This is a genomic window from Caulobacter sp. GW456-12-1-14-TSB4, assembly GCF_059424195.1.
This window is the reverse complement of sequence record NZ_JBWKZF010000001.1, coordinates 325275-348783: the sequence shown is the minus strand read 5'-3', so window position 1 is coordinate 348783 and position 23509 is coordinate 325275. Positions and strand designations below refer to the sequence as shown.

The following is a 23509-nucleotide window of genomic DNA, read 5'->3' as shown; positions in this document are numbered from 1 at the left end:
AACGGCGAAGTTAAGCGCGATTCTTAGGCCCCCAAAAAGGCGGCGGCAAAAGGGCGCGGACAAGGCCCGAGCAACAGCGCGAACGCGGCGAGGTTGTCAATTGGCTCGTCGCCTTACGGATGCTCGCGCAGCACGCCCCGGCCCAGTTTCAGCAGGGCGTCCTTGAGGCCGCCGTCGGGCTGCTCGGCCAGGCTGTCGGTGAGCTGCTTCTCCAGCGCCGCGTCCAGGGGCGGCTTGCGGCGCGGACGCTGGGCGGCCGGCGCGGCGGGCGCCTTCACGGGGCCCTGGACGATGCGCAGGCGGGTGACCACGCCCTTGCCCAGCAGCATGTCGAGGCGGGCGGTGATCTGCGGGGCCTGATGCTGGATCAGCGAGGCCACGGGGCCGTCGACGCGCAGCTCCAGCGCGCCGCCCTCGCCGTTGCGGCCCTTGATGATGCGGACGGGCTCGGTGCGACGCGCCAGGGTGTCGCCGACGATCTCGCGCCAGCGGGCCTGCAAGGCGGCGGGACCCTTGCCGAAGCGCTCTTCCAGCGACTTGAGCAGCGGCGCCAGGTTTTTGCTGGCGGGCGGCGGCGGACGGCGCTGCGGGCGCGTACGCTTGGCGCGCAGGATCGCGAGGGCTTCTTCCGCGGTTGGCAGGGGGCGGCGCATGCGAGGAAACTAGCATGTTAGCTTCGGTTCGCGGTAGGCGAGGGGCAATGAATAACCGCGACGCGATCCGATCGGCCCTGCTGGCCTGGTACGACGCTCAGGCCAGGACCCTGGCCTGGCGCGTTTCGCCCGCCGACCGCCGCGCCGGCGTGCGGGGTGACCCCTACCGCGTCTGGCTGTCGGAGGTGATGCTGCAGCAGACCACCGTGCCGCACGCCACGCCGTACTTCCTGGGCTTCACCGAGCGCTGGCCGACCGTCTCGGACCTGGCGGCGGTCGAGGACGGCGACCTGATGGCCGCCTGGGCGGGGCTTGGCTACTACGCCCGGGCCCGTAACTTGCTGGCTTGCGCCCGCGCGGTCGCGGGTGAGCACGGGGGCGTCTTCCCGGACACCGAGGAAGCCCTACGCGCCCTGCCGGGCGTCGGAGCCTATACCGCCGCCGCCGTGGCCGCGATCGCCTTCGACCGCGCCGCCAATGTCGTCGATGGCAATGTCGAGCGGGTGATGTCGCGCCTGTTCGCCGTCGAGGCGCCGATGCCCGACAGCAAGCCGGAGCTGAAGGCCCTGGCCGGCGAGCTCGTCACCGACGACCGCCCCGGCGACTGGGCGCAGGCGTTGATGGACCTGGGCGCCACGGTCTGCAAGCCGAAGGCCCCGCTGTGCGACCGCTGCCCGATCTCGACGTGGTGCGTGGCGTTCAAGGGCGGCGCGCCGGAGACCTATCCCCGCAAGACCAAGAAGGCCGATCGCCCTCGCCGTCATGGCGTGGCCTATGTGCTGACGCGCGGCGATGAGGTCGCCCTGGTCCGCCGTCCGCCCAAGGGCCTGCTGGGCGGCATGCTGGGCCTGCCGACCAGCGACTGGCGCGCGACCCCGTTCTCCGACGCCGAAGCGATCGCCGCCGCGCCGGCGCCCGGCGCCTGGCGCGACTTCGGCGCTGTCGAGCACGTGTTCACCCACTTCTCCCTGACGCTGCGGGTGTTCGCCGCGCAGGGCGCGAACGCCGGCGACTTCGTCTGGACCCCGCGCGAGGGTTTGGGCGCTCTGCCCAGCGTATTCCTGAAGGCCGCGCTCGCGGCCGAGCGGCTGATCTGAGGACCGACATGCCCAGCATCCACCACGTCGCCGTCATCTGCTCGGACTACGACCGGTCCCGGCGCTTCTATGCCGAGGTGCTGGGCTTTCCGGTGATCCGCGAGGTCTTCCGCGAGGCGCGCCAGTCCTGGAAGTGCGACCTGGACGCCGGCAACGCCCAGATCGAGCTGTTCTCGTTCCCCTCGCCGCCGCCGCGTCCCAGCTATCCCGAGGCCTGCGGCCTGCGCCACCTGGCCTTCGCCACGCCGGACCTGGAGGCCGAGGTCACGCGGCTGACGGCGCTGGGGGTCGTCTGCGAACCCGTGCGGATCGACGAATACACCGACCGCAAGTTCACCTTCTTCACCGACCCAGACGGCCTGCCGCTGGAGCTCTACGAGGTCTAGTGGGCCGCGCTGATGAGCGGACTGCGTGGAGTTCCGCTAAGGGTGGGAAGCGGACCTAACTCGCGTCCGCGAAAAGGATCAGATTTCCGTCTGGATCACCGCTCTCGAACGGTTTTCCGATCGCGTTTAACCCGGCGGAACAATCTGGAACAAATAGCGAACATATGCGTCCGATTCAGACGCAGCAAAACTTTAGATTGTTCAAGCGGGAGGAGAGAGGCGGGAAGAAATCCCGCAATCGCTCAGTTCGCGACTTTCACTAAATATATTGCATCGAGGGCATTATGACTGAAGTTTCAGGTGTTGTTGTCACCGGCTCGAGGCCTTTTTCGACCTCCGGCGGCTGGTATTACGATGGATATATGCCGGGCACTTATCACGGGAACTCCTATTGGGACGTGCCGGGTGGGCCGTTCGGCGAGTCTCCTGAAAGCTCGGCCGAAAGGATTTTCGATGCCTATGTCCTGGGTCAACGCCATGGCAAGCTGATCTCCACGGCTCAAAACGGCGACCAGCTGTATGAGACTTTCGCCGATGATGGGACGTGGACGGGTTTTCTCGTTGTTGGCCACCGTGCGGGTAGCGATCCTTACGGCTATCCCCTAGCGAGCGAATGGGGCGCTCCGGCGCCCGAGTTCGGATCCGGTCCCTGGACCCAGGAATACGGTCTTCGGGACATGACCAACTGGGTGACGGGTGCGCCGACCACCCTGACCGTCGAAGCTGACCCGAACCGCAATCTGGTTCAGGCCATCCGCGACCGCGTCTTCGCCTGCTACACGTACGGAATCCCCATCGGCGCCCAGACCGGGGCCTGCGTCGTCGCCAATGGCCATGTCTACCGCGTGTTCGGCGCCGGCACACCGGGGTCGGGCAACAGTATTGGCTTCACGTTCCAGCAGGCCGATGACTACGTTGCCGGCAACAGCGTCAGCATCGTCGGACCGGATTTCGTCGGTATGGGCGTGGCAGCGACGGGACAGGTCGCTGTGATCTTCGGCACGCCGGGGGTGTCCGCGTCGAACGGTGCGCCGATGAACGACACCTTCACTCAGCTGAAGGCTTTCGCCGACGCTTTCGCGGACGCGTTCGCCAACCACATCCACGAGTACCCGAACTTCAACCCGTTCGGGCCTTGGTAGTCTAGTCGAAGGAAAGGGACCGGGTGCGAAACGCCATTGTTTCAGCGCTGATTTTACTACTCCCGACATTTGAGGGAGCGTGCTCGGTCCCGTCGTCAAGCGCGGTCTACCTGCGTGGTGACATCAACACCGCCAAGGTCGAGGCCGCGCTTGGCCTCCTGCGCCGCCAACCTGGCGAGCTCGTCGTCACGAGCGCGGGGGGCGATCCCGTCGCGGCGATGGTGTTGGGTCGAGGGCTTCGCACGCTTGGCTCGACCCTAACCGTGCGCGACTACTGCCTGTCGGCCTGCGCGACCTATGTGCTGGCCGCCGCCAAGGAAACCCGGATCGAAAAGGGCGCGCTCGTCGGATACCATCACACCGACACCGCGATCCTGGATGTCCTGGAGACGCATCTGGTGAACCCCGCGCCGCTCAAGGCGCGATCCGACGCGGAACTGGCCTTCATGCGCGAGATGGGATCTTCCCCTGAGCTACTCTGGGCGCCTTTGGCCGCCATGGGACCGATCTGTTATGATGTCTTCGTGCCTTCGACAGGTCAGAGCTACAACGGCGCCGTGCGCACGAGGGATAACCTCTATGTTCCCAGCGCCGGGCGACTACGCCGGCTGGGCCTGAAGGTCAGCGGCGAGAACGTTCTTGACGACGCTGGGTTAGCGACGTGGGTCCGTCGTCACGGCCGCGCGGACGCTATTCCGAGGGTTGTCTTCGCGGGTGTCGCGGACCGATCAGATCCAGACCAGAACAATCAGCGTCTCGCTTCGACGCCCGCCTGCGGAGCCCCTGTTCAGTGAGCTTACAACACAAGCGGATCGCGACCCTGGTGCTGGCGATCGTGGGCGGCGCCTTCCTTCTGTTGTCACCGGCGTGGCCGCCGGGCGGCCTGATCGGCGCGGCGCTCGTGTTGGCGGCGGTCTTGTGGGCAAACGCCTTACAATGTCCTCGGTGTCGATCGCCCGCGCTCAGTCGCGCGATCAACGGAGATGCTACAAATCCGATCTGCGTCCGCTGCCAGTATGACTTTCGAGACGCCTGACCACGGCATGAGCGTCCGCAACGGGTCGCAAGCCGGCCTCCAGCCTTTCGGCAGTGGCCGGTACGAGCGCCAAGCCTACGCGGCCTAGTTCATCCCCGCGCGGACCTGGGCTCGCAGCACGTCGATGGGGGCCAGGCCCGCGTCGGTCTTGAAGTGCCAGTAGGTCCAGCCGTTACAGGCCGGAGCCGACTGCACCAAGGCGCCGATCTTGTGGATCGAGCCCGACAGGTCGCCGACCGTGATCGAACCGTCCGGGCGGACCTTGGCGGCGTGGTTGCCCTTGCTGCAGTACAGCGTGTCGCCCGGCGACAGCAGGCCGCTTTCGACGATGGTGCCGAACGGCACGCGCGGCTCCGAACGCTTGCTGCCCATGACGTCCAGGTCTTCCGGCGCGATCGGCACGACCTTGGCGATGCGGGCCTTGGCGTGTTCGAGATATTCGGCCTCGCGCTCGATGCCGATGAACTTGCGGCCCAGGCGCTTGGCGGCCGCGCCGGTGGTGCCGACGCCGAAGAACGGATCCAGGATCACGTCGCCCGGCTTGGTCGTCGACAGGATGACGCGATAGAGCAGGGCTTCCGGCTTCTGGGTCGGGTGGGCCTTGTTACCGTCGGCGCCCTTGATGCGCTCCTCGCCGGTGCACAGCGGGATGGTCCAGTCCGAGCGCATCTGCACCTCGTCATTGGCCATCTTCAGGGCGTCGTAGTTGAACGTGTAGCGCTTGGCGTTCTGGCTTTTGGACGCCCAGATCAGGGTCTCGTGGGCGTTGGCGAAGCGGGTGCCCTTGAAGTTGGGCATCGGGTTGGACTTGCGCCAGACGATGTCGTTGAGGATCCAGAAGCCCAGGTCCTGCACGGCCACGCCGACGCGGAAGATGTTGTGATAGCTGCCGATCACCCAGATCGCGCCGTCGTCCTTCAGAACGCGGCGGGCGGCCTTCAGCCATTCGCGGGTGAACTTGTCGTAGGCGGCGAAGCTCTCGAACTGGTCCCAGTGGTCGTCGACCGCGTCGACCTTGGAATTGTCGGGACGCAGCAGGTCGCCGCCCAGTTGAAGATTGTAGGGCGGATCGGCGAAGATCAGGTCGACCGACTTCTCCGGCAGGGCGTTCATCTGCTCGATGCAGTCGCCCAGGATGATGGTTTCCGGCCCGAACTTCATGGTCCCGTTCCTTTAGAAAGCGAACGGAATCATGAGTCTTGCTGGTAAATGCGAGGTGAGCAGACGTGGTTAGCGGCGCGTTAACTCTACCCGGGAGCGCCTATTTGAGTCTGATCAGACTCAAAACTTGTGGACGATCAAACGTCTAGCGCTTCGTCGGCGCCCAGGCGGCCCGCCAGCGCGGCCTTTACCGGGGCCCAGCCCAGACGGTGGATCGGCGAAGGGCCAAGCTTGCGCAGGCCCTCGACGTGGATCGGGGCGTGATAGCCCTTGTGGCCGGCGAAGCCGTAGCCGGGGTAGAGCGCGTCCATCTCGACCATGATCCGGTCGCGGGCTTCCTTGGCCAGGATCGAGGCCGCGGCGATCGAGCACGACAGGCTGTCGCCCTTGATCACGGTCCTGACCTCGCAAGGCAGCGGGAAGCGGTAGTTGCCGTCCACCAGCGCCACGGCCGGCGTCACGGACAGACCCTCGACCGCCCGCCGCATGGCCAGGCCGGCGGCGTGCAGGATGTTGAGCTGCGCGATCTCCTCGATCGAGGCCATACCCACGCACCAGGCGATGGCGACGGCCTTGATCTCCTCCTCCAGGCCCGCGCGGGCCTTGGCCGAGAGTTTCTTGGAGTCGTTGAGGCCCTTGGGGATGCGGTCGGGATCCAGGATCACCGCCCCGGCGCTGACCGGCCCGGCCCAGGGGCCGCGCCCAGCCTCGTCCACGCCACAGACAGGGCCCTGTCCGCAGGCCAGTTCCAGCGACATGTCGGGTCCGGTGCGCATGGCGCGGTGTTTAAGCGCGTTCGGTCGGGCGGAAAAGGAGTTTACGAGCGTAATAATATGTCTTGACGGCGCGGCGATGTGTCGCTCACGTGATTACGGGTGTAATTCCGAGGGGCGACATGGACTATCGGCGCGATATCGACGGCCTGCGGGCGGTGGCCGTGGCGGCCATCGTCATCCACCACGCCTTTCCGGGCCTGCTGCCGGGCGGCTTCGTCGGGGTGGACGTGTTCTTCGTCATCTCGGGCTTCCTGATCACGCGGCTGATCGCCCAGGCGCGGGACGAGGGGACCTTCTCGTGGGGCGGCTTCTACCTGCGGCGAGCCCGGCGGATCATCCCGGCCTATCTGCTGGCGGTGCTGGTCACGGCGGCCCTGGCGGCGGTGATCGAGATGCCGCGCCTGCTGGCCATGACCGGCGCGGCGACGGCGGCCTCGGGATTGTTCCTCACCAACATCCTCTTCACGCAGACCGCCGGCTATTTCGCGCCCGGGGCCCAGCAGAACCCGCTGCTGCACCTGTGGTCGCTGGGCGTCGAGGAGCAGTTCTACCTGGTCTGGCCGGCGCTGATCGCGCTGTTGTCCTGGAAGCGCCTGCGCGGTCGGCGGGCCACGCTGGCGGTGGTCCTTCTGCTGGGCTCGTTGGTGCTTGCCCAGGTCACGGTCACCAGCAACTGGGCCTTCTTCGGCCTGCCGATGCGGGCCTGGGAGTTCCTGGCCGGCGGGGTCCTGGCGCTGGGTCTCGTCAAGCCGCCGGGCGACCGGACCACGGCCAATCTGGTCGGCGTCGTCGGCGGACTGATGATCGCCGGCAGCCTGGCGCTGCTGAACGAGACCAGCGCCTTTCCCGGGCTGTCGGCGGTTCCGGTGTGCCTGGGGACGGCGCTGTTGATCTGGGCAGGCATGGGTTCGGCGCCGGGCCTGGCCGTGCTGCGCCTGGCGCCGGTCGTCGGCCTGGGGCGGATCTCCTACTCGCTGTACCTCTGGCACTGGCCGCTGCTGGTTCTGGCGGCCGACGTCGCCCAGCAGCCGCTGACGACGCTCCAGCGCCTGGGCCTGGTTGGCCTGGCGCTGGTGCTGGCGATCCTCACCTGGCGGTTCGTCGAGCAACCCTTCCGATACGGACCGGTCGAGAAACCCTGGCGACGATTGGGCGTGCGCCTGCTGCCGTTGCTGGTCCCGATCGCCGTGGGCGCGCTGCTGTTCTTCACCCACGGGCTGCCGCAGCGCCTGTCGCCCGCCGCCAAGGCCCTGGCCGACCTTGAGGAGACCGACGTCAATCCGGCCCGCAAGGCCTGTTTCGAGAAGGCCAGGACGGCCAAGCCCGAGGACTGCCGGTTCAATGTGGGGGCCGGCGGCTTGCCCGCCACCGAGGGCGACGACGTCCTGGTCTGGGGCGACTCCCACGCCGACGCCCTGACCCCCGGCGTGGTCCATTGGGCCGCGGCCCGGCTGTGGAGCGTCCGCGAGGTCGCGCGCGGCGGCTGCCCGCCGCTGGTCGGCGTCACGGTCAAGACCATGTACCGCTTCAAGCTGGAGTGCGAGGCCGCCGCCGATCAGGCCATGGCGCTGATCGCCTCGGACCGGAAGCTGAAGCTGGTCGTGCTGATGGGCCGCTGGCCGCTCTATCGCGACGCTCCGCCGTTCTACGACGTCAACTCGCCTCGGGTGACCATGGAGGTCGCGGGCCGGCCCGGGAAGCGGCAGCGGCTATCGACCGCCCTGAACGCGACGCTGGACGCCATCCGGCGGCGTAATCCCGACGTCCGGGTGATCGTGGTCGGGCCGTTCCCGGAGCTGACCCTGGGCGCGCCCGAGTGCCTGGGCCAGTCGGCCCAGCTGGGCCTGGATCCCGCGCGCTGCGCGAGCGTGGACGCCAGCCTGCCCTTGGCCCGGGCTCTTCCGGCCGAGGACGCGATCCGCGCCGCCATCCAGGATCGCGCGGGCGTGACGGCTGCGTTCCCGTCCCAATCCCTGTGCCGTGGCGGACGGTGCCTGGCGATGGAGGACGGCCGCCCGATCTATTTCGATGACGACCACCTCGGCGATTGGGGCGCCCGCCGCTTGGTTTCGCCCTGGCTGGACGTGGCATGGACACGCTTGGTGAATCCGAACTCTCCCCTTCTATTAGAGGGGCCATGACCTTCAAGCCGATCCTCGCCGCCCTTGCTTTGCTGTTCGCCGCCGCGCCGGTTCATGCCCAGGAAACCTGGAAGCTGGTCTGGTCCGACGAATTCGACGGCGACCGGCTGGACGACACCAAATGGACCTACGCCGCCGACTGCGGCGGGGGCGGCAATGATGAGCGGCAGTGCTATGCGGTCAGTCCGGACACCGTCTCGGTCGGGGGCGGCGTGCTGAAGCTGAGCACCATCAAGCGCAGGACCGAGGGCCTGGCCAATCCGTGGGCCGGCCCGACGGGACCGATGAAGACCGGCGACTACGCCTCGGGCAAGATCCTGACCAAGGGCAAGGCCTCGTGGCGCTACGGCCGCATCGAGGCCCGCGCCCGCGTCCCCGGCGGTCAGGGCGTCTGGCCGGCGATCTGGATGATGCCTGAGCACGAAAGCTACGGTGGCTGGCCCCGCTCGGGCGAGATCGACATCCTGGAGACCGTCAATCTCGGCGCGCCCTGCCCGACCTGCGAGGGCGGCAAGGAGAACCGCGTCTTCGGCACCATCCATTTCGCGGGCGACGCCAACGGGGGTCACAAGCAGGCCAGCACGGGAACGCCAATGCCCGCCTCCTCCGACGGCTTCCACGTCTACGCCGTCGAGTGGTCGCCGGAAGCCATCGTCTGGTTCGTCGACGGCCAGCGCTACGCCGAGGCCAAGGCCGCCGACTGGAAGCGCGACGACCGCGATGCCGCCGCCACGCCATTCGACCAGCCCTTCCACCTGATCCTCAACCTGGCCTTCGGCGGTCGCTGGCCCGAAGGCGCCAACGCCAAGGGCGTCGACGAGACCGCCCTGCCGGCGACCATGGAAGTCGACTGGGTCCGGGTCAGCCAGAAGCCCTAGCGCGCCTCCAGCGGCCTATCCCGCCAGGCCGAGGCCCATTTCGACGGCTTGGGGCCCATCACGAAGGCCAGGTCGCCGCCGGCCAGGATCTGATCGTGGGTGATCACCGGCGCGTCCAGGCGCTTGCCGTTCAGGGTGGCCGACTGGATGTAGACATTGGTGTCGCTGTTACCCTTCGCGCTCACCGTGAAACGCTTGCCGCTAGGCATGTTCAGGGCGGCCTTCTCGAACAGCGGGCTGCCGATCATGTAGGTCTTCGACACCGGATTGACCGGATAGAAGCCGAGCGCCGCGAACACGTACCAGGCCGACATCTGGCCGCAGTCCTCGTTGCCCAGGATGCCGACCGGCGTGTCGGCATAGGCGGCCTTGGCGATCTCGCGCACCTTGGCCTGGGATTTCCACGGCTGGCCGCCGAAGTCGTAGAGATAGCTGTAGTGGTGACTGGGCTCGTTGTCGTGGCGGTTGTGGCCGCCGGCGAAGTGCTCGTCGAGCTTGGCGTTGAAGGCCGCCTCGCCGCCCAGCAGCGCCATGGTCCCCGGAATGTCGTGCAGGGCCGCGAACAGGTAGACCCACTGGTCGCCTTCGGTCCAACCCTCGCTCGGCGAAGCCCAGCTGCCGTCCAGGTTCCGAGCCTGCATGAAGCCGCGCGCCGGGTTGAACAGGGTCTTGTAGGTCAGCGAGCGGGCCAGGAATTTCTTGTAGCCCGCCGTGTCGCCGGCCGCCCTGGCGACCAGGGCGACGGCGTAGTCGTCATAGGCCTCCTCCAGGGTGCTCGACGCGGATTCCGAGATCTTGTCGGCCGGGATGTAGCCAAGCTTGCTGGACCAGGTCAGGCCCGCGCGGGCCTCGTAGGGGACCCCCGCCTCGCGGTCGTACCAGCGGCGGGTCGTGTCGCCCTCCGGCGGGACCGTGGCGTCCTTGAGCACCGCCTCATGGGCCAGCTTCAGGTCGAAGCCCTTGAAGCCCTTGGTCACGGCCTCGGCCACCAGGCTGTCGGCGTGGGTGCCGATCATGATGTTGGTATAGGAGGGGTTGGGCCATTTCGGCATGAACCCGCCCTCCTGGTAGTTCTGCAGCAGGGCCTGGACCATGCCGTCGACCCGCTCGGGGGCCAGCAAGGTCAGCAGGCTGTTCTGGGCGCGGTAGGTGTCCCAGATCGAAAAGGCCGTGTAGCTGGTCCCCTCATGCACCTTGTCGTCGAAGGCGCTGTAGTAGTGGCCCTGTTCCGAGAAGAGCTTGGGATAGAGCAGCGCGTGCCACAGACCGGTGTAGAGGATGCGCCGCTGGTCGTCGGGCGCGCCCTCGACCGTGACTTGGCTCAGCTTGGCGTTCCAGGCCGCCTTCAACGTCGCGACCGTGCCCTCGAAGTCCCACTTGGGCAGCTCGGCGTCGAGATTGGCGCGGGCCTGCTCCAGGCTGATGAACGAGGTCCCGACCTGGGCCTCGACCACGGTGTCGTCGCCATCGTCGAAACGGGCGAAGGCCCCGACATTGTCGCCCTCGATCTCGCTGCCCGGGGCCGATAGCGGACCCTGATAGACGCCGCCGTCCGACATCGGGCGGCGGAAGCGGACGACGAACCAGCCCTTGAAGTTCGGCAGCTTGATGGTGCTCAGGTGGGCATCCATCCGGTCGGGATTGTAGCCGACGATCTCGCCCCTGGCGGCGTCGACCTTGATCCAGCCGCGCGTCCCCGCCCGCGTCGCCTCGACCAGCACCGAGCGCTTGGTCCCGGCCGGGAAGGTGAAGCGCAGATAGCCCGCATGGTCGGTGGCGGTCATCTCGGCGTGGATGCGCTTGCCGTCGGGGCCCATGCGCACCGAGTAATAGTAGGGCGTGGTCTTCTCGTCGGCGTGGCTGAAGCGCAGGCGGCGGTATTCGGGACTGGGCTGCAGCCCGCCCATCTCCGGCATCAGGGTGACGTAGCCGTAGTCGCCCATCCACACGGCCGGCTGGTGGGTGCCGATGAAGCCAGTGATCCACTGGTCCTCATAGGCGTAGGAGCTGACGCTGATCCGGTTCTGGCGGGTCTGGGGCGTCCAGTTGGTCATGCCGAACGGCGTGCCGACCAGCGGCATGGTCCCGCCGTACTCGGCCCCGGCCTCGGTGCCGCCCGTGCCGATGTAGGGATTGACCCAGTCCACCGGCTCGCGGGTCTGGGCCGTCGCGGCCCCAGCCAGGAGCAGCAGGCTCGTCGCCATCCAGCCCATGGCCCATCGGCCGGCCTTGCTTGCCATGTTTTCCGCCCTCTGATGCCGCTCTGCGCGACCTTTGAGCGATTAATATGATAAAATGCCTGGGCGCCAACCCTTGTCATCCCGGAAGCCTCGTAGAGGCTGTCCGGGACCCAGGGGCAACCGCACTACGCCGGCCCCTGGGTCCCGGCTCTCCGCTTCGCTGCGGCCGGGATGACAAGCGTTGGGGTGCGGCTTCGTTCTGCTTGGGTCCCCGCTTTCGCGGGGATGAGCGGGGGAGGGTTAGGCCCGCTTGGCCATCGCCTTGCATTCCTCATGGCGGAAGCAGGTGGTCAGGTGGTCGTTGACGAGGCCCGTGGCCTGCATGAAGGCGTAGACGATAACCGGGCCGACGAACTTGAAGCCCTTGGCTTTCAGGACCTTGGACATCTCGACCGCCAGCGGCGTCTGGGCCGGGACCTGGCCGGCCTGCCACTGGTTCTGGATCGGCGCGCCGCCGACCATGCCCCACAGCAATTGGCCCAGGTCCTCGCCGCGCTCGCGCATGTCCAGATAGATCCGCGCGCCCGAGATCGCCGCGTCGATCTTGCCGTTCGAGCGGATGATGCCGGCGTCGGCCATCAGCCGGGCGCGATCGGTCTCGTCGAAGCGGGCGACCTTCTCCGGATCGAAGCCGGCGAAGGCTTCGCGGAAAGCCTCGCGCTTCTTCAGGATGGTGATCCACGACAGGCCGGCCTGGAAGCCGTCCAGCACCAGCTTCTCCCACAGGGCGCGGCTGTCCCACTCGGGCACGCCCCATTCATGGTCGTGATAGGCCTCGTAGAACGGGTTTCCGTTCATGCCATACCAGGTGCAGCGGGTCGGTTCGGTCATGCGGCGAAGCTGGCAGAAAGATCGCGAGCTGGCCAGAACTTTTCGGGAACATGCGCGACGAGCGACCGGATCGGCGATCTCGTGCGTTTGAGGCTGCAGAGGGAACACACCACGGAGGAGACGCCGATGAAGCGCCTCAAGACTCTCGTCATGTTGGCTCTGGCCACAACGGCGATGACCGCCACGCCGGTCTTCGCCCAGCGCCACCACGATCGCGACGACAACCCGCCCGGCCCGCGCGGCGGTCCCGGCACCAACTGGGAGAACCCGCCCGGCTGGCGCGGCGGTCCGGGCGCCTCGCCCGACCGGCGCTACTATCGCTGGAAGGGGCAGCGGGTCGAGTTCCGCTATCGCAACGGCTACTACTACAACCGCGCCTACGGCTATTATCACCCGCGCTTCGGCTGGTGGAATCCGCGCGCCAAGTGCTGGTTCGACAACGACAACAACCCGCCCGGTCCGCGCGGCGGTCCCGGCACCAACTGGGAAAACCCGCCCGGCTGGCGCGGGGGTCCCGGCGCTTCGCCGGATCGCTACGGCAGCTGCCGCTAGGCGTCAGCTAGACGAGCCAGGCCGGCCGGTCGACCGCGACCGGCCGGCCTTCGACTGTCAGGTCCGCGCCTTCGATGCGGTCCAGGCGCAGCAGGGCCATGGCTCTGCCGTCACGGCCGCTCAGCACTTCGCCGGCGCGCAATTCGCCCGCCAGCACCTCGGTCCCGAAGGCCGGGGCGGGTCCGTCGAAGGTGATGGGCAGCATGCGGTTCTTGATCGTGCCGCGCCGCTTCATGCGGCTGGTGGTCTCCTGGCCGACGAAACAGCCCTTCTTGAAGTCGATGCCGGCCGTCAGGTCGAAGCCGGCCTCGATCGGATAGGCGGCCTCGCTGCCCCAGTCGGCGGGGCCGGGCACGCCCAGCGCCAGGCGGTGGGCCTCATAGGCGTCCTCGTCGGCGGTGGTCGGACGGTCGTCATAGGCCCGCGCGCCCAGGCCCGGCAGGCGCGGGTCGGCATAGTCGCCCGCCGTATCGCCGCCAAACACCGCCAGCACCGGCCGGTCGCTGGCCTCCAGCGTCACCTTGGCCCGCAGGCGGTACATCGTCAGTCGTTGCAGGATCGCGTCGCGGTGCGTGGCGGCGACGTCGAGCAGGGCGCCATCTTCCATCCCCGCCACGAACAGGTCGTAGAGAAGCTTGCCTTGCGGGGTCAGCAGACCGGCGAAGCGTAGCTCGCCCGGCGCGATCGTCTCGACATCCTGGGTCAGCAGGCCTTGCAGAAAACCGCGCCAGTCCGGGCCGGACACGGCGATGACGGCGCGGGAAGTCAGGCGGGCGACGGCCAAGAGAGGAGGGGGCAGCGTGCTCATGCCAGCGATATAGTCCCGACACGGCGTCGCCGCCACGCTTGGCTGCGCCGCGACGTTCGGTCGCGGGAAGCAGAAAGCTCAACCGTTAACGTGGGATGCGCCGACTCGCCGACTGATCTATGGATAGACCGATGACACAGCGGGCCTTCCCGATTCTCTTCATCACGGCCACCCGCATCGGTGATGCGGTGCTTTCGTCCGGCCTGATCAAAATGCTGGCCGACCAGATCCCCAACGCGCGCTTCACCATCGTCGCCGGCCCGCTGGCCGCGCCGCTGTTCGCGCACGTGCCGGGCCTGGATCGCGTGATCGTCATGGAGAAGGGCAAGGGCAAGGGCCACTGGTTCAAGCTCTGGAACCAGGTGCGCCACAAGAAGTGGAGTCTGATCGTCGACCTGCGCGGCAGCGCCACGGCTCTCTTCCTGCGCCGCGACAAGCGGGCGATCTGGAAGAAGCTGCCCGGCGAGGTCGTGCACAAGGTTGTCGACGCCGCCCGCACCCTGAAGCTGGAAGGCGATCCGCCCGCGCCGCACCTCTACATCACCCCGGACGTCCAGGCCCTGGCCGACGAGCTGCTGGGCCTGAATGGCGAGATGGGGGATGGTCCGATCCTGGCCGTGGGGCCGGCCTCGAACTGGGTCGGCAAGGTCTGGCCGATCGAGCGTTTCACCCAGACGGCGGCCCAGCTGCTGGACAAGGACGGCCCGATGGCCGGCGGTCGCCTGCTGATCCTGGGCGGCCCGGAAGACACCCGCATGGTCGAGGAGCTGCGCATGGCCTCGGCCCGCGGCCGCACCATCGACCTGACGGGCAAGGTCGATCTGCTGACCGCCTATGCCTGCCTGAAGCGGGCGCGGCTGTTCATCGGCAACGATTCCGGCCTGATGCACATCGCCGCCGCGGCCGGCACGCCGACGATCGGCCTGTTCGGGCCTTCGGACGAGCGTCGCTATGGTCCCTGGGGCGACAAGGCCGAGGCCGTGCGCGGCCCGCGCAGCTTCGACCAGTTCCTGGCCGTCGATCCCGACCTGTCGCAGGCCATCCGCCACATGAGCGACCTGCCGGTGGCCACCGTAGTCAAGGCGGCCAAGGCGCTGCTGGCGCGCACCGAGCCGGACGCCGGGGTCTCGCCGCAGGACGCGGTGGTCGAGGCGGCGATCGTCGAGGAAGAGGCGGGGGCCGAGATCGCGCCGACGGCGCCGGAGGCCATCGAGCCGACTGAAACCGCGCCGATCGACGACACCGTCGAGGAAAGCGTGGCCAGCGATAGCGATCGTTAAGGTTGCGCGCCTAGTCTCGCGACATGGCGAGGCTGAACTGGAAACGGATCAAGATCTGGGGCGCCGGGACGTTCCTGGCGTTCGCGACGGCCCATAGCCTGTGGGCTGTCATCGAAGCGCGCAGGACCGGCGTCTATGAAGCCCGCGGCGGTACGGTCCGGCTGGCGGAGCAGCCCGAGCTCTATTGGTACCATGTGCATCAGATGACGGGGTGCTTGATCGTCATATTCGGCTTCGCTGCGCTGATGCTGATCGCCGCGATGCTCGGTCAAACCCGGCTGGAACGTCTGCGGGTATATTTCGAAAAACGCGCCCATGAGCGTCATCAAGGGCGCGGCGCCGATATCGCACGGGATCGCTGACGCAATTCGCGACGAAACGGTTGCCTGTCGGGTGAGGCGGTCCTAGACCCGCTGAAATCCATTCGCAGGAGCCGTCCCATGACCCAGACCTTCGACCTGATCGTGCGTGGGGGCGAGGTGGTGAACCACGCGGGTCGCGGCTTCACCGACATCGGCGTGCGGAACGGCAAGATCGTCGCGATCGGCGACCTGTCCCAGGCCAGCGCCGGCGAGATCTTCGACGCCACCGGCCTGACCGTCCTGCCCGGCGTGATCGACAGCCAGGTCCACTTCCGCGAGCCGGGCCTGGAGTGGAAGGAAGACCTTGAGAGCGGCTCGCGCGGCGCGGCCCTGGGCGGCGTGGTCGCCGTCTTCGAGATGCCCAACACCGAGCCGACGACGACCGACCCGGACGCCCTGGCCGACAAGCTCAACCGCGCCAAGAACCGCATGCACACCGACCATGCCTTCTATGTCGGCGGCACTCACGAGAACGCGACGTTCCTGGGCGAGCTGGAACGCCTGCCGGGTTGCTGCGGCATCAAGGTGTTCATGGGCGCCTCGACCGGCTCGCTGCTGGTGCAGGACGACGAGGGCGTCGAGAATGTGCTGCGCCATGTGAACCGCCGCGCCGCTTTCCACTCCGAGGACGAATACCGCCTGGCCGAGCGCCGCTCCCTGGCCCGTCCCGGCGACTGGACCAGCCACCCCGAGGTGCGCGACGCCCAGGCCGCCCTGCAATCGACCCACCGCCTGGTCCGCATCGCCAAGAACCTGGGCAAGCGCATCCACGTGCTGCACGTGACGACCAAGGAAGAGATCGACTTCCTGGCCCAGAACAAGGACGTCGCCTCGGTCGAGGTCACGCCCCAGCACCTGACCCTGGTCGCGCCCGAGGCCTATGAGCGCCTGAAGGGCTTCGCCCAGATGAACCCGCCGATCCGCTCGGCCGACCACGTGGCCGGCGTCTGGCGCGGCATCGAGGCCGGCATCGCCGACGTGCTGGGTTCCGACCACGCCCCGCACACGCGCGAGGAGAAGGCCCGGCCCTATCCGGCCTCGCCCTCGGGCATGCCGGGCGTCCAGACCCTGGTGCCGGTCATGCTGACCCACGTGGTCGATGGCAAGCTCAGCCTGGAGCGCTTCGTCGACCTGACCAGCCATGGCGTCAACCGCGTGTTCGGCCTGGCCGACAAGGGCCGCCTGGCCGAGGGCTTCGACGCCGACTTCACCATCGTCGACATGAAGGCCCGCAAGGTCATCACCCACGAGCAGATGGCCAACCGCGCCGGCTGGACCCCGTTCGACGGCTTCGAGGCCAAGGCTTGGCCGGTGGCGACGATCGTGCGCGGGATCGTGGTCATGCGGGATGATGAGATCGTCGCGGAAGGCAAGGGCGAGCCGGTGCGGTTCCTGGAGACGCTGGCGCGATAGAGCCCCACCAACATCCGTCTCCCCGGCGAAAGCCGGGGCCCAGATCCCATGGCGCTGGGGATGATTGGATTGGCGCTGAGCTAAAGGAACCCACGCTCACGCTATTCCATCTGGGCCCCGGCTTTCCCCGGGGAAGCGGTGTTGGAGAATTTCCATCCGTCTACGGATCAACCATAGCCGCTCCGCCTCACCGGGCGCCATGTCCAGCGCCCGGTCGTAGGCTTCCATCGCCTCTTCGCGCCGTCCTAGCCGCGCGAGCAAGTCCGCCCGCACCGCATGAAACGGCTGGAAATCATCCAGCCGAGCGGCGTCCAGCGCCTCGATCTCGGCGAGCGCCGCCGTCGGCCCGGCGACTTCCGCCAGGACCACGGCGCGGTTGATCCGCACGAACGGGTCTTCGCGCCAGGCCAGCAGCAGGTCGTACAGCGCCAGGGCCGCCGACCACGGCGGCGGCTCGGCCAGCGAGCGGCGCACGCACCAGACGCCGTGCAGCGCCGCCCGCAACTGGCGCGGACCCGAGCGGTTCAGCCGCGCGGCCGACCGCAGCAGCGCTTCCCCCTCGCGGATCAGCGCACGGTTCCACAGCGCGGGGTCCTGCTCCGACAGCGGGATCATCGCGCCCTCGGCGTCCAGTCGCGCCGGCCGCCGCGCCTCGGCGAAGCGGACAAGGGCGGCGAAGGCCAGGCACTCGGGCTCGTCCGGCGCCAGCTCGACCAGCACCGCCGTCAGGTCCAGCATCTCGCGGGCATAGCCGGCATGCTGCCCGGTCCCGGCGGCGTCCTCGTGGGCGCGGGCATAGGCCACTTCCAGGGTCGAGAGCACCGCCGCCAGCCGTTCGGGCCAGGCCTCGGGGCCGGGGACCTCGAACGACACGCCGGCCTGGGCGATCTTCTTCTTGGCGCGGGTCAGGCGCTGGAACATGGCCGGCTCGGCGACCAGGAAGGCGCGGGCGATCTCCTGCACGGTCAGGCCGCAGACCAGCCGCAAGGTCAGGGCCGCGCGGGCCTCGGGCGCGACGGCCGGATGGCAGCAGACGAAGATCAGCCGCAGCCGCTCGTCCGGGATCAGGCGCGTGTCGGAGGCCATGATCTCCTCCGCCGAGGCCTCTGGTTCGGGCGCGTCGAGCGTCGTGTTTCGTCTAATGCTCTGTCTACGGATAATATCCAGCGCGCATCGCCGCGCCGTGGCGTAGAGCCAGGCCGCGCCGTCCAGCGGCGGGGCGTCCGGCCATACGGCGGCGGCCCGCGCGCAGGCCTCGGCATAGGCCTCCTCGGCCAGGTCCAGGTCGCGGAAGGTCGCGGCCAGGGCGGCGACGATCCGCCCCCCGGCCACCCGCGCGGTCTGGTCGAGGGTCTTCAACGGTCCCCTAGCAGTCGGTCGTGGGGCGCACCTCCACCGAGCCGTCGCCGGCCAGCGGGATGCGCTTGGCCACGGCCATGGCCGCGTCCAGGTCCGGAACCTCGATGATGTAGAAGCCGCCCAGCTGCTCGCGGGCCTCGGCCAGCGGGCCATCGTGCAGGCTGTACTGGCCGCCAGTCTTGCGCAGGGTGGTGGCCGTGTCGGTGCTGTTCAGGCCTGAACCGCCGCGCAGGATGCCTTCTTCCTCCATAGCCTTGGCCAGGGCGACGTGGGCGGTGATGATCTCCTCCAGCGCCCGGCCGTTGTCGCGGCGATAGAGCTCTTCGTTCTCGTAGATTAGCAGGGCGTATTGCATCATTCGTCTCCCATGAGCGCGCGGCCATCGCGACGCTTCGACCTGAGAGACGCGCCGGCTCGCGCGGATTCGACAGGTCTTGGAAAAAATGTCGAGGGGGGCGCATAACGTTGGTCATGGACGGATCAGCCCCCAACACCGCCCCCTTCCGCGACGCCCGCTACGCGCCCCGCGCGCTGGAGGTCGAGCGTCATGGGGAGACGCTGATCCTGCGCAATCCGATGCCCTATTCGGACGCGGTGCGGACCACCACGGAGCCCCTGGCCCGCTGGGCCGCCGAGGCGCCTGATCGCGTGTGGCTGGCGGAACGCGATGGCGAAGGCTGGCGGACGGTCACCTATTCGCTAGCCGCCAAGCAGGTCGGCGCCCTGGCTACCGGTCTGTATGAGCAGGGACTCATGCTTGGCCAACCGCTGCTGATCTTGGCGCGCAATGGCATCGACCATGCGCTGATCTCCTATGCAGCCATGAGTATTGGCGCGCCGATTACGCCTGTCTCGCCGCAGTATGGCTTGAAGGGGGCGAACCTCTCGCGGCTTGAGGCTATTGCTCGGCATCTCAGGCCATCGCTAATCTACGTCGACGACGCCGAAGATTTCGCCGAAGCTTTGGCCGCGCCGTTTTTCGAGGGGATTTCCGTCGTCGCGAGCCGCAATCCCCGACCGGGCGATATTTCGTTTGGTCAGCTGCTGTTCTTGAAACCCTCTCCGGCGGTCGCTGAGCCCGATGACGTCGCCAAACAGTTGCTGACGTCCGGCTCGACCGGGCGGCCAAAGCTCGTCATGTGCACCCACGCCAACATCGCGCTGAACGCGGCCCAGATCCAAGCTTGCTACGCCGATCCCGAGCCGCCGGTGCTGGTCAATTCCGCGCCCTGGAGCCACAGCCTGGGGGCCAACGCCATCCTGCACATGGTGCTGCACCGGGGCGGGACGCTCTACATCGACGCCGGCCAGCCCGTGCCGGGGAAGTTCAGCGAGACCGTGCGCAATCTGCGCGAGGTGGCGACGACCTATCACAACATGGTCCCGGCGGGCTGGGGGATGTTCGTCGGCGAGCTGGAGCGCGACGAGGCGTTGGCCGCCAAGTTCTTCGAGACGGTGCGGGTGATCCAGTACGGCGGCGCCTCGATGGCCCAGTCGATCCTCGACCGCGTCCAGGCCGTGGCCGTGCGGACGGTCGGCGAGCGGATCACCTTCGCGGCCGGCTACGGCGCGACCGAGACCGGGCCGACGGCCTGCAACATCCACTGGCTGAACGCGCGCTCGGGCATGGTCGGCCTGCCGACCCCGGGCACGGCGGTGAAGCTGGTCCCGGCCGGCGATGGCGGCAAGTTCGAGATCCGGGTGAAGGGGCCGCAGGTTTCGCCGGGCTATCTGGACCAGCCGGAAGCCACCGCCCAGGCCTTCGACGAGGACGGCTTCTACCGTCTGGGCGACGCCGCGCGGCTGGCCGATCCGGACGATCCGGCGGCGGGGCTCGTGTTCGACGGGCGGCTGGTCGAGAACTTCAAGCTGGCCAGCGGGACCTTCGTCGCGGCCGGCGCTCTGCGGGTGGCGGCGGTGTCGGCGATCGGCGGCGTGGTCTCCGACGCGGTGGTCTGCGGCGAGGGCCAGGACGGCGTCGGCCTGATGCTGTTCCTGGACGCCAAGGCCTGCGAACGGCTGGGGGATGAGGCGGCGGTGCGAACCGCCATCACCGAGGGCCTGTCGCGGATGAACGCGGCGGCCAAGGGCGGCGGCGGCAAGGTGCTGCGCGCCCTGATCCTGGACGGCGCCCCCGACGCGGCCAGCGGCGAGCTGACCGACAAGGGCTATATCAACCAGGCGATGGCGCGCGATCGCCGTCCGAAGGAGCTGGAGCGGCTGTTCGCGGCTACGCCGGACGCGGGGATTCTAGTTCTCTAGCCACGCCGACGCAGATCAGAAGCTGGCCAAAATAGTAGAGACCCCAGACCGCCAGGCCGGTGACCAGGGTGTCCGGCAGAGGGCCGGTGCGGGCGAAGATCAGCAAGTCCGAGACCACGAACATCAGCGCGCCGAGGCCCACCGTCTTGCGCGGAAAGCGGCTCATCAGCGCCGTGGCGGCCATGCCGGCCAGGAACACGCTGTAGGCCACGACGCCGTTGTTGCCGCTCGACAGCAGTCGGGAAGCCCAGGCGACGATGGGGACCAGGACCAGCGGCGCCACCGAGGTCGGCGTGCGATGGCGCAGATAGAGGACCGTGGCGACGACATGGCCCAGCAGGAACGACACCGCGCCAACCGTCAGGCCGTGGGTCTCCAGCAGCACGTCGCCGCCGGCGCCGAAGACCATCACCGCCGTCAGCAGCCAGCCGTCCAGCGACTTGGCCCGCAGCGCCGCGTGGACCGCCAGCAGCGCCACGCCGGCGCCCTTCCAGACGGTCTCGATCCCCGGCGACAGGTCCAGGACCCAGGTCGCCACATAGCTGACGCCTGCGACTGCCGACGCGATCAGCGTCCAGCGCGCGGCCGCGCTCATCCCTTGCATGGAATGTTTTCCCCCTCTTTTGCCGGTCAGACTGCAATGGCCGTCGCCTGATGCGCAACCGGGTTGGCGTCCTTGCCGAAATGTCGGAGACAGGAGGCATAAAAGCGGAGGACAGCATGAACGGCGCGGACGCCCTGATCACCACCCTGGCCGACAACGGGGTCGTCGCCTGCTTCGCCAATCCGGGCACCAGCGAGATGCAGTTCGTCTCGGCCCTGGACCGCGAGCCGCGCATGCGCTCGGTGCTGTGCCTGTTCGAGGGCGTGGCGACCGGGGCCGCCGACGGCTATGGCCGCATGGCCGGCAAGCCCGCCTGCACCCTGCTGCACCTGGGGCCCGGCTACGCCAACGGCGCGGCCAACCTGCACAACGCCCGGAGGGCGTACACCCCCATCGTCAACGTCATCGGCGACCACGCCACCTATCACCGCGGCTTCGACGCCCCGCTGAACAGCGACATCGCCGCCCTGGCCGCGCCCAATTCGCTGTGGGTCAAGTCGGCCGAGAGCGCCGACAGCGTCGGACCTCTGACGGCGGAAGCCATCGTCGCCAGCTACGGGACGCCGGGCGGCAACGCCTGCCTCGTCCTGCCCGCCGACGCCGCCTGGAACGAGGCCACCGTGAAGGGGCCGGTCGTCACCCCGCCGGCCTTCGCCAAGCCCGACAAGACCGCCGTCGAGACGGTCGCCAAGGCGCTGAGCTTCGCCAAGAAGCCGGTGCTGCTGCTGGGCTCAGGTGCGTGCGGTGAGGCGGCGCTGGCCGCCGCCGGCCGGCTGGCGGCCCACGGCGTGCGCGTGCTCACCGACACCTTCACCGCCCGCCAGGCGCGGGGCGAGGGCCGCTTCCGTCCCGACAAGCTGCCCTATTTCGCCGAGCAGGCCCTGAAGGACCTGGACGGCGTCGACCTGATGATCCTGGTCTCGACCGCCCGGCCGGTGGCCTTCTTCGCCTATCCCGACCGGCCCAGCGTGCTGGTCCCCGAAGGCTGCTCGGTCGAGACCCTGAGCGGTCGCGAAGTCGATGCGGCCGCCGCGTTGAACGCCCTGGCCGACGTCGTCGGGGCTTCGGCGGCCGGCGCGGTCGAGACCTATGCCGCGCCGGAGGCTCCGGCCGGCCGTTTCGACGCCTGGGCTATCGGCGCCTCGATCGCCAAGCACATGCCGGCGCAGACCGTGATCTCCGACGACGCGGTGACCGCCGGCCTGCCGATCTTCACCCAGACCAAGGCGGCCCGCGCCCACGAGTGGCTGTCGCTGACCGGCGGCGCGATCGGCCAGGGCATCCCGCTGGCCATCGGCGCGGCCGTGGCCTGCCCGGACCGCAAGGTGCTGGCCCTGACCGGCGACGGGGCGGGCATGTATACGGTGCAGGGCCTCTGGACGATCGTCCGCGAGCAGCTGGACGTCACCGTCGTGGTCTTCGCCAACCACGCCTATCGCATCCTCGGCATCGAGCTGGGGCGCACCGGGGCCGGCAACCCCGGGCCGGCGGCCTCGAAGCTGCTGGACCTGGGCGACCCCCGCATCGACTGGGTGAAGATGGCCCAGGGCATGGGCATGGCCGCCGAACGCGCCGAGACGGCTGAAGCCTTCGACGACGCCTTCGCCCGGGCGATGGCCACGCCGGGTCCGCGCCTGATCGAGGCCGCGCTATAGCGGGGAAGGGTCGCGTCCAGAGCGTCCGCGATGGCGGTCATGGCCGCCAGGTTGGGGTGATAGGGCGCGGCGCCGGGGGCGGGATAACCGTTCATCCACGGCTCGGCCGCGCAGGCGTCGTGGCCTCGGCTGAGCTCGGAGGTAGTGATCACCGTCGCGCCGCCGGCGGTCGCGGCTTCCCGCGTGACGGCCAACAGCCGCGCGGCCTTGATCCGGGCGGCGTCGGCGTCCGCCTCGGTCAGCGGCGCGGCGACGCAGGCACCTTGCGATGGCAGGATCGTCGGATATTCGACCAGCACGATCCGGGCCTTGGGCGCCCGCTCGCGGATCGCCGCGACCATGCCGGTCATCGCCGTCTTCAGCGCCGCGTAGTCGGCTTCGGTCGGCGCGGATTGCGGCGCGCAATTGGCCTCGCCCCGCTGGCGGCACGAACCGCCATAGAGGCCGCCGACCAAGCCGATGTCGTTGCCGCCGATGGTGATGGTCACGAGCGCCGTGTCGGCCGTCACAGCGTCGATCTGGGCCGGCAACTCGCCCCAAGGCTGGAGGATCGCCGAGGTCTTCGCCCCGCTGCAGCCGACATCGACCAGGGTCAGGCCGCGCCTGGCCGCGAGCTGGCTGGCATAGTTCCGCGTCGATCGCGCACAGCGGGCCGGCGCATCTTCCTGATACGGCGAGACGCCCAGGCCGGCGGCATAGGAGCTGCCCATCGAGACATAGCGCGGGCCGGCGTGGGCGTTCATGGCGAAGAGGGGGGCCAGAAGGGCGAAGGCGAGGGTCAGGACGCGAAGCATGGGCCGAGCCTAGCGATCCCTTGGCCCAAAAAGAAAGCCCGCCCGGATCGCTCCGGGCGGGCCTCTTTTAGATCAGGTC

At 68.6% G+C, this 23509-nt stretch carries 21 protein-coding genes and 1 pseudogene; 12 read left to right on the top strand and 10 right to left on the bottom strand.

The window, feature by feature from the left end; translation table 11 throughout:
- Window positions 1-113: 113 nt before the first annotated feature.
- A complete protein-coding gene (locus tag AC07YH_RS01700; protein WP_494745279.1) occupies window positions 114-653 on the bottom strand; it encodes a DUF721 domain-containing protein in 540 nt (179 codons plus the stop codon).
- A 47-nt stretch (window positions 654-700) separates the two neighbouring features.
- Between AC07YH_RS01700 and mutY the strand changes: the two genes are divergently transcribed.
- The 4 genes from mutY to AC07YH_RS01680 all read left to right on the top strand — a co-directional run bounded on the left by mutY (window position 701) and on the right by AC07YH_RS01680 (window position 4072).
- On the top strand, window positions 701-1750 hold the full coding sequence (mutY, locus tag AC07YH_RS01695) for an A/G-specific adenine glycosylase (RefSeq protein ID WP_494745278.1): 1050 nt from the start codon (window positions 701-703) through the stop codon (window positions 1748-1750).
- An 8-nt stretch (window positions 1751-1758) separates the two neighbouring features.
- Window positions 1759-2136 carry an SMU1112c/YaeR family gloxylase I-like metalloprotein gene (gloA2, locus tag AC07YH_RS01690; RefSeq protein WP_494745277.1) on the top strand — a complete coding sequence of 126 codons (378 nt, stop codon included), beginning with the start codon at window positions 1759-1761 and terminating at the stop codon, window positions 2134-2136.
- Between the two features lie 284 nt (window positions 2137-2420).
- Window positions 2421-3278, top strand: coding sequence for a hypothetical protein (locus AC07YH_RS01685; RefSeq protein ID WP_494745276.1), 858 nt, complete (start codon window positions 2421-2423; stop codon window positions 3276-3278).
- Between the two features lie 23 nt (window positions 3279-3301).
- Window positions 3302-4072 (top strand): hypothetical protein, encoded by a 771-nt coding sequence (locus AC07YH_RS01680; protein ID WP_494745275.1) that lies wholly within the window; start codon window positions 3302-3304, stop codon window positions 4070-4072.
- Between the two features lie 326 nt (window positions 4073-4398).
- Here the strand turns inward: AC07YH_RS01680 and AC07YH_RS01675 are convergent, their stop codons facing one another.
- Window positions 4399-5475, bottom strand: coding sequence for a site-specific DNA-methyltransferase (locus AC07YH_RS01675; RefSeq protein ID WP_494745274.1), 1077 nt, complete (start codon window positions 5473-5475; stop codon window positions 4399-4401).
- Between the two features lie 137 nt (window positions 5476-5612).
- Window positions 5613-6251: a ribonuclease HII gene (rnhB, locus tag AC07YH_RS01670; protein WP_494745273.1), complete on the bottom strand. Its 639-nt coding sequence runs from the start codon at window positions 6249-6251 to the stop codon at window positions 5613-5615.
- A gap of 119 nt (window positions 6252-6370) precedes the next feature.
- On the opposite strand from rnhB, the gene AC07YH_RS01665 reads away from it, so the two are divergent.
- Window positions 6371-8392 carry an acyltransferase family protein gene (locus AC07YH_RS01665; protein ID WP_494745272.1) on the top strand — a complete coding sequence of 674 codons (2022 nt, stop codon included), beginning with the start codon at window positions 6371-6373 and terminating at the stop codon, window positions 8390-8392.
- Window positions 8389-9270, top strand: coding sequence for a glycoside hydrolase family 16 protein (locus AC07YH_RS01660; protein ID WP_494745271.1), 882 nt, complete (start codon window positions 8389-8391; stop codon window positions 9268-9270). Before AC07YH_RS01665 ends, AC07YH_RS01660 begins: the two co-directional genes overlap by 4 nt.
- Here AC07YH_RS01660 and AC07YH_RS01655 read toward each other — a convergent pair.
- Window positions 9267-11510, bottom strand: a complete 2244-nt coding sequence (locus AC07YH_RS01655) for a GH92 family glycosyl hydrolase (protein ID WP_494745270.1) — start codon at window positions 11508-11510, stop codon at window positions 9267-9269. The two genes, AC07YH_RS01660 and AC07YH_RS01655, sit on opposite strands and share 4 nt — an antisense overlap.
- Before the next feature lie 240 nt (window positions 11511-11750).
- Window positions 11751-12341: a DNA-3-methyladenine glycosylase I gene (locus AC07YH_RS01650; RefSeq protein WP_494745269.1), complete on the bottom strand. Its 591-nt coding sequence runs from the start codon at window positions 12339-12341 to the stop codon at window positions 11751-11753.
- Between the two features lie 126 nt (window positions 12342-12467).
- On the opposite strand from AC07YH_RS01650, the gene AC07YH_RS01645 reads away from it, so the two are divergent.
- On the top strand, window positions 12468-12893 hold the full coding sequence (locus tag AC07YH_RS01645; protein ID WP_494745268.1) for a hypothetical protein: 426 nt from the start codon (window positions 12468-12470) through the stop codon (window positions 12891-12893).
- 7 nt (window positions 12894-12900) lie between these two features.
- Here the strand turns inward: AC07YH_RS01645 and ygfZ are convergent, their stop codons facing one another.
- Entirely contained in the window at window positions 12901-13701 is an 801-nt protein-coding gene (gene ygfZ, locus AC07YH_RS01640) for a CAF17-like 4Fe-4S cluster assembly/insertion protein YgfZ (protein WP_494745267.1), read from the bottom strand.
- 131 nt (window positions 13702-13832) lie between these two features.
- Between ygfZ and AC07YH_RS01635 the strand changes: the two genes are divergently transcribed.
- The 3 genes from AC07YH_RS01635 to AC07YH_RS01625 all read left to right on the top strand — a co-directional run bounded on the left by AC07YH_RS01635 (window position 13833) and on the right by AC07YH_RS01625 (window position 16756).
- A complete protein-coding gene (locus AC07YH_RS01635) occupies window positions 13833-14981 on the top strand; it encodes a glycosyltransferase family 9 protein (protein WP_494745266.1) in 1149 nt (382 codons plus the stop codon).
- Between the two features lie 23 nt (window positions 14982-15004).
- Window positions 15005-15343 carry a hypothetical protein gene (locus AC07YH_RS01630; RefSeq protein WP_494745265.1) on the top strand — a complete coding sequence of 113 codons (339 nt, stop codon included), beginning with the start codon at window positions 15005-15007 and terminating at the stop codon, window positions 15341-15343.
- A 78-nt stretch (window positions 15344-15421) separates the two neighbouring features.
- Window positions 15422-16756: a dihydroorotase gene (locus AC07YH_RS01625; RefSeq protein WP_494745264.1), complete on the top strand. Its 1335-nt coding sequence runs from the start codon at window positions 15422-15424 to the stop codon at window positions 16754-16756.
- A 96-nt stretch (window positions 16757-16852) separates the two neighbouring features.
- Here the strand turns inward: AC07YH_RS01625 and AC07YH_RS01620 are convergent, their stop codons facing one another.
- A complete protein-coding gene (locus AC07YH_RS01620; protein ID WP_494745263.1) occupies window positions 16853-18115 on the bottom strand; it encodes an RNA polymerase sigma factor in 1263 nt (420 codons plus the stop codon).
- A gap of 7 nt (window positions 18116-18122) precedes the next feature.
- Window positions 18123-18470, bottom strand: coding sequence for a YciI family protein (locus AC07YH_RS01615; RefSeq protein WP_494745262.1), 348 nt, complete (start codon window positions 18468-18470; stop codon window positions 18123-18125).
- Between the two features lie 116 nt (window positions 18471-18586).
- Between AC07YH_RS01615 and AC07YH_RS01610 the strand changes: the two genes are divergently transcribed.
- Window positions 18587-20377 carry a feruloyl-CoA synthase gene (locus AC07YH_RS01610; RefSeq protein WP_494745261.1) on the top strand — a complete coding sequence of 597 codons (1791 nt, stop codon included), beginning with the start codon at window positions 18587-18589 and terminating at the stop codon, window positions 20375-20377.
- Here AC07YH_RS01610 and AC07YH_RS01605 read toward each other — a convergent pair.
- Window positions 20346-20981, bottom strand: coding sequence for a lysoplasmalogenase (locus AC07YH_RS01605; RefSeq protein ID WP_494745260.1), 636 nt, complete (start codon window positions 20979-20981; stop codon window positions 20346-20348). The two genes, AC07YH_RS01610 and AC07YH_RS01605, sit on opposite strands and share 32 nt — an antisense overlap.
- A 116-nt stretch (window positions 20982-21097) precedes the next feature.
- Between AC07YH_RS01605 and AC07YH_RS01600 the strand changes: the two genes are divergently transcribed.
- Window positions 21098-22636, top strand: coding sequence for an acetolactate synthase large subunit (locus AC07YH_RS01600; RefSeq protein WP_494745259.1), 1539 nt, complete (start codon window positions 21098-21100; stop codon window positions 22634-22636).
- A gap of 53 nt (window positions 22637-22689) precedes the next feature.
- Here AC07YH_RS01600 and AC07YH_RS01595 read toward each other — a convergent pair.
- Window positions 22690-23346 (bottom strand): annotated as a pseudogene (locus tag AC07YH_RS01595) (SGNH/GDSL hydrolase family protein); the annotation flags it as partial.
- Between the last annotated feature and the right edge of the window lie 163 nt (window positions 23347-23509).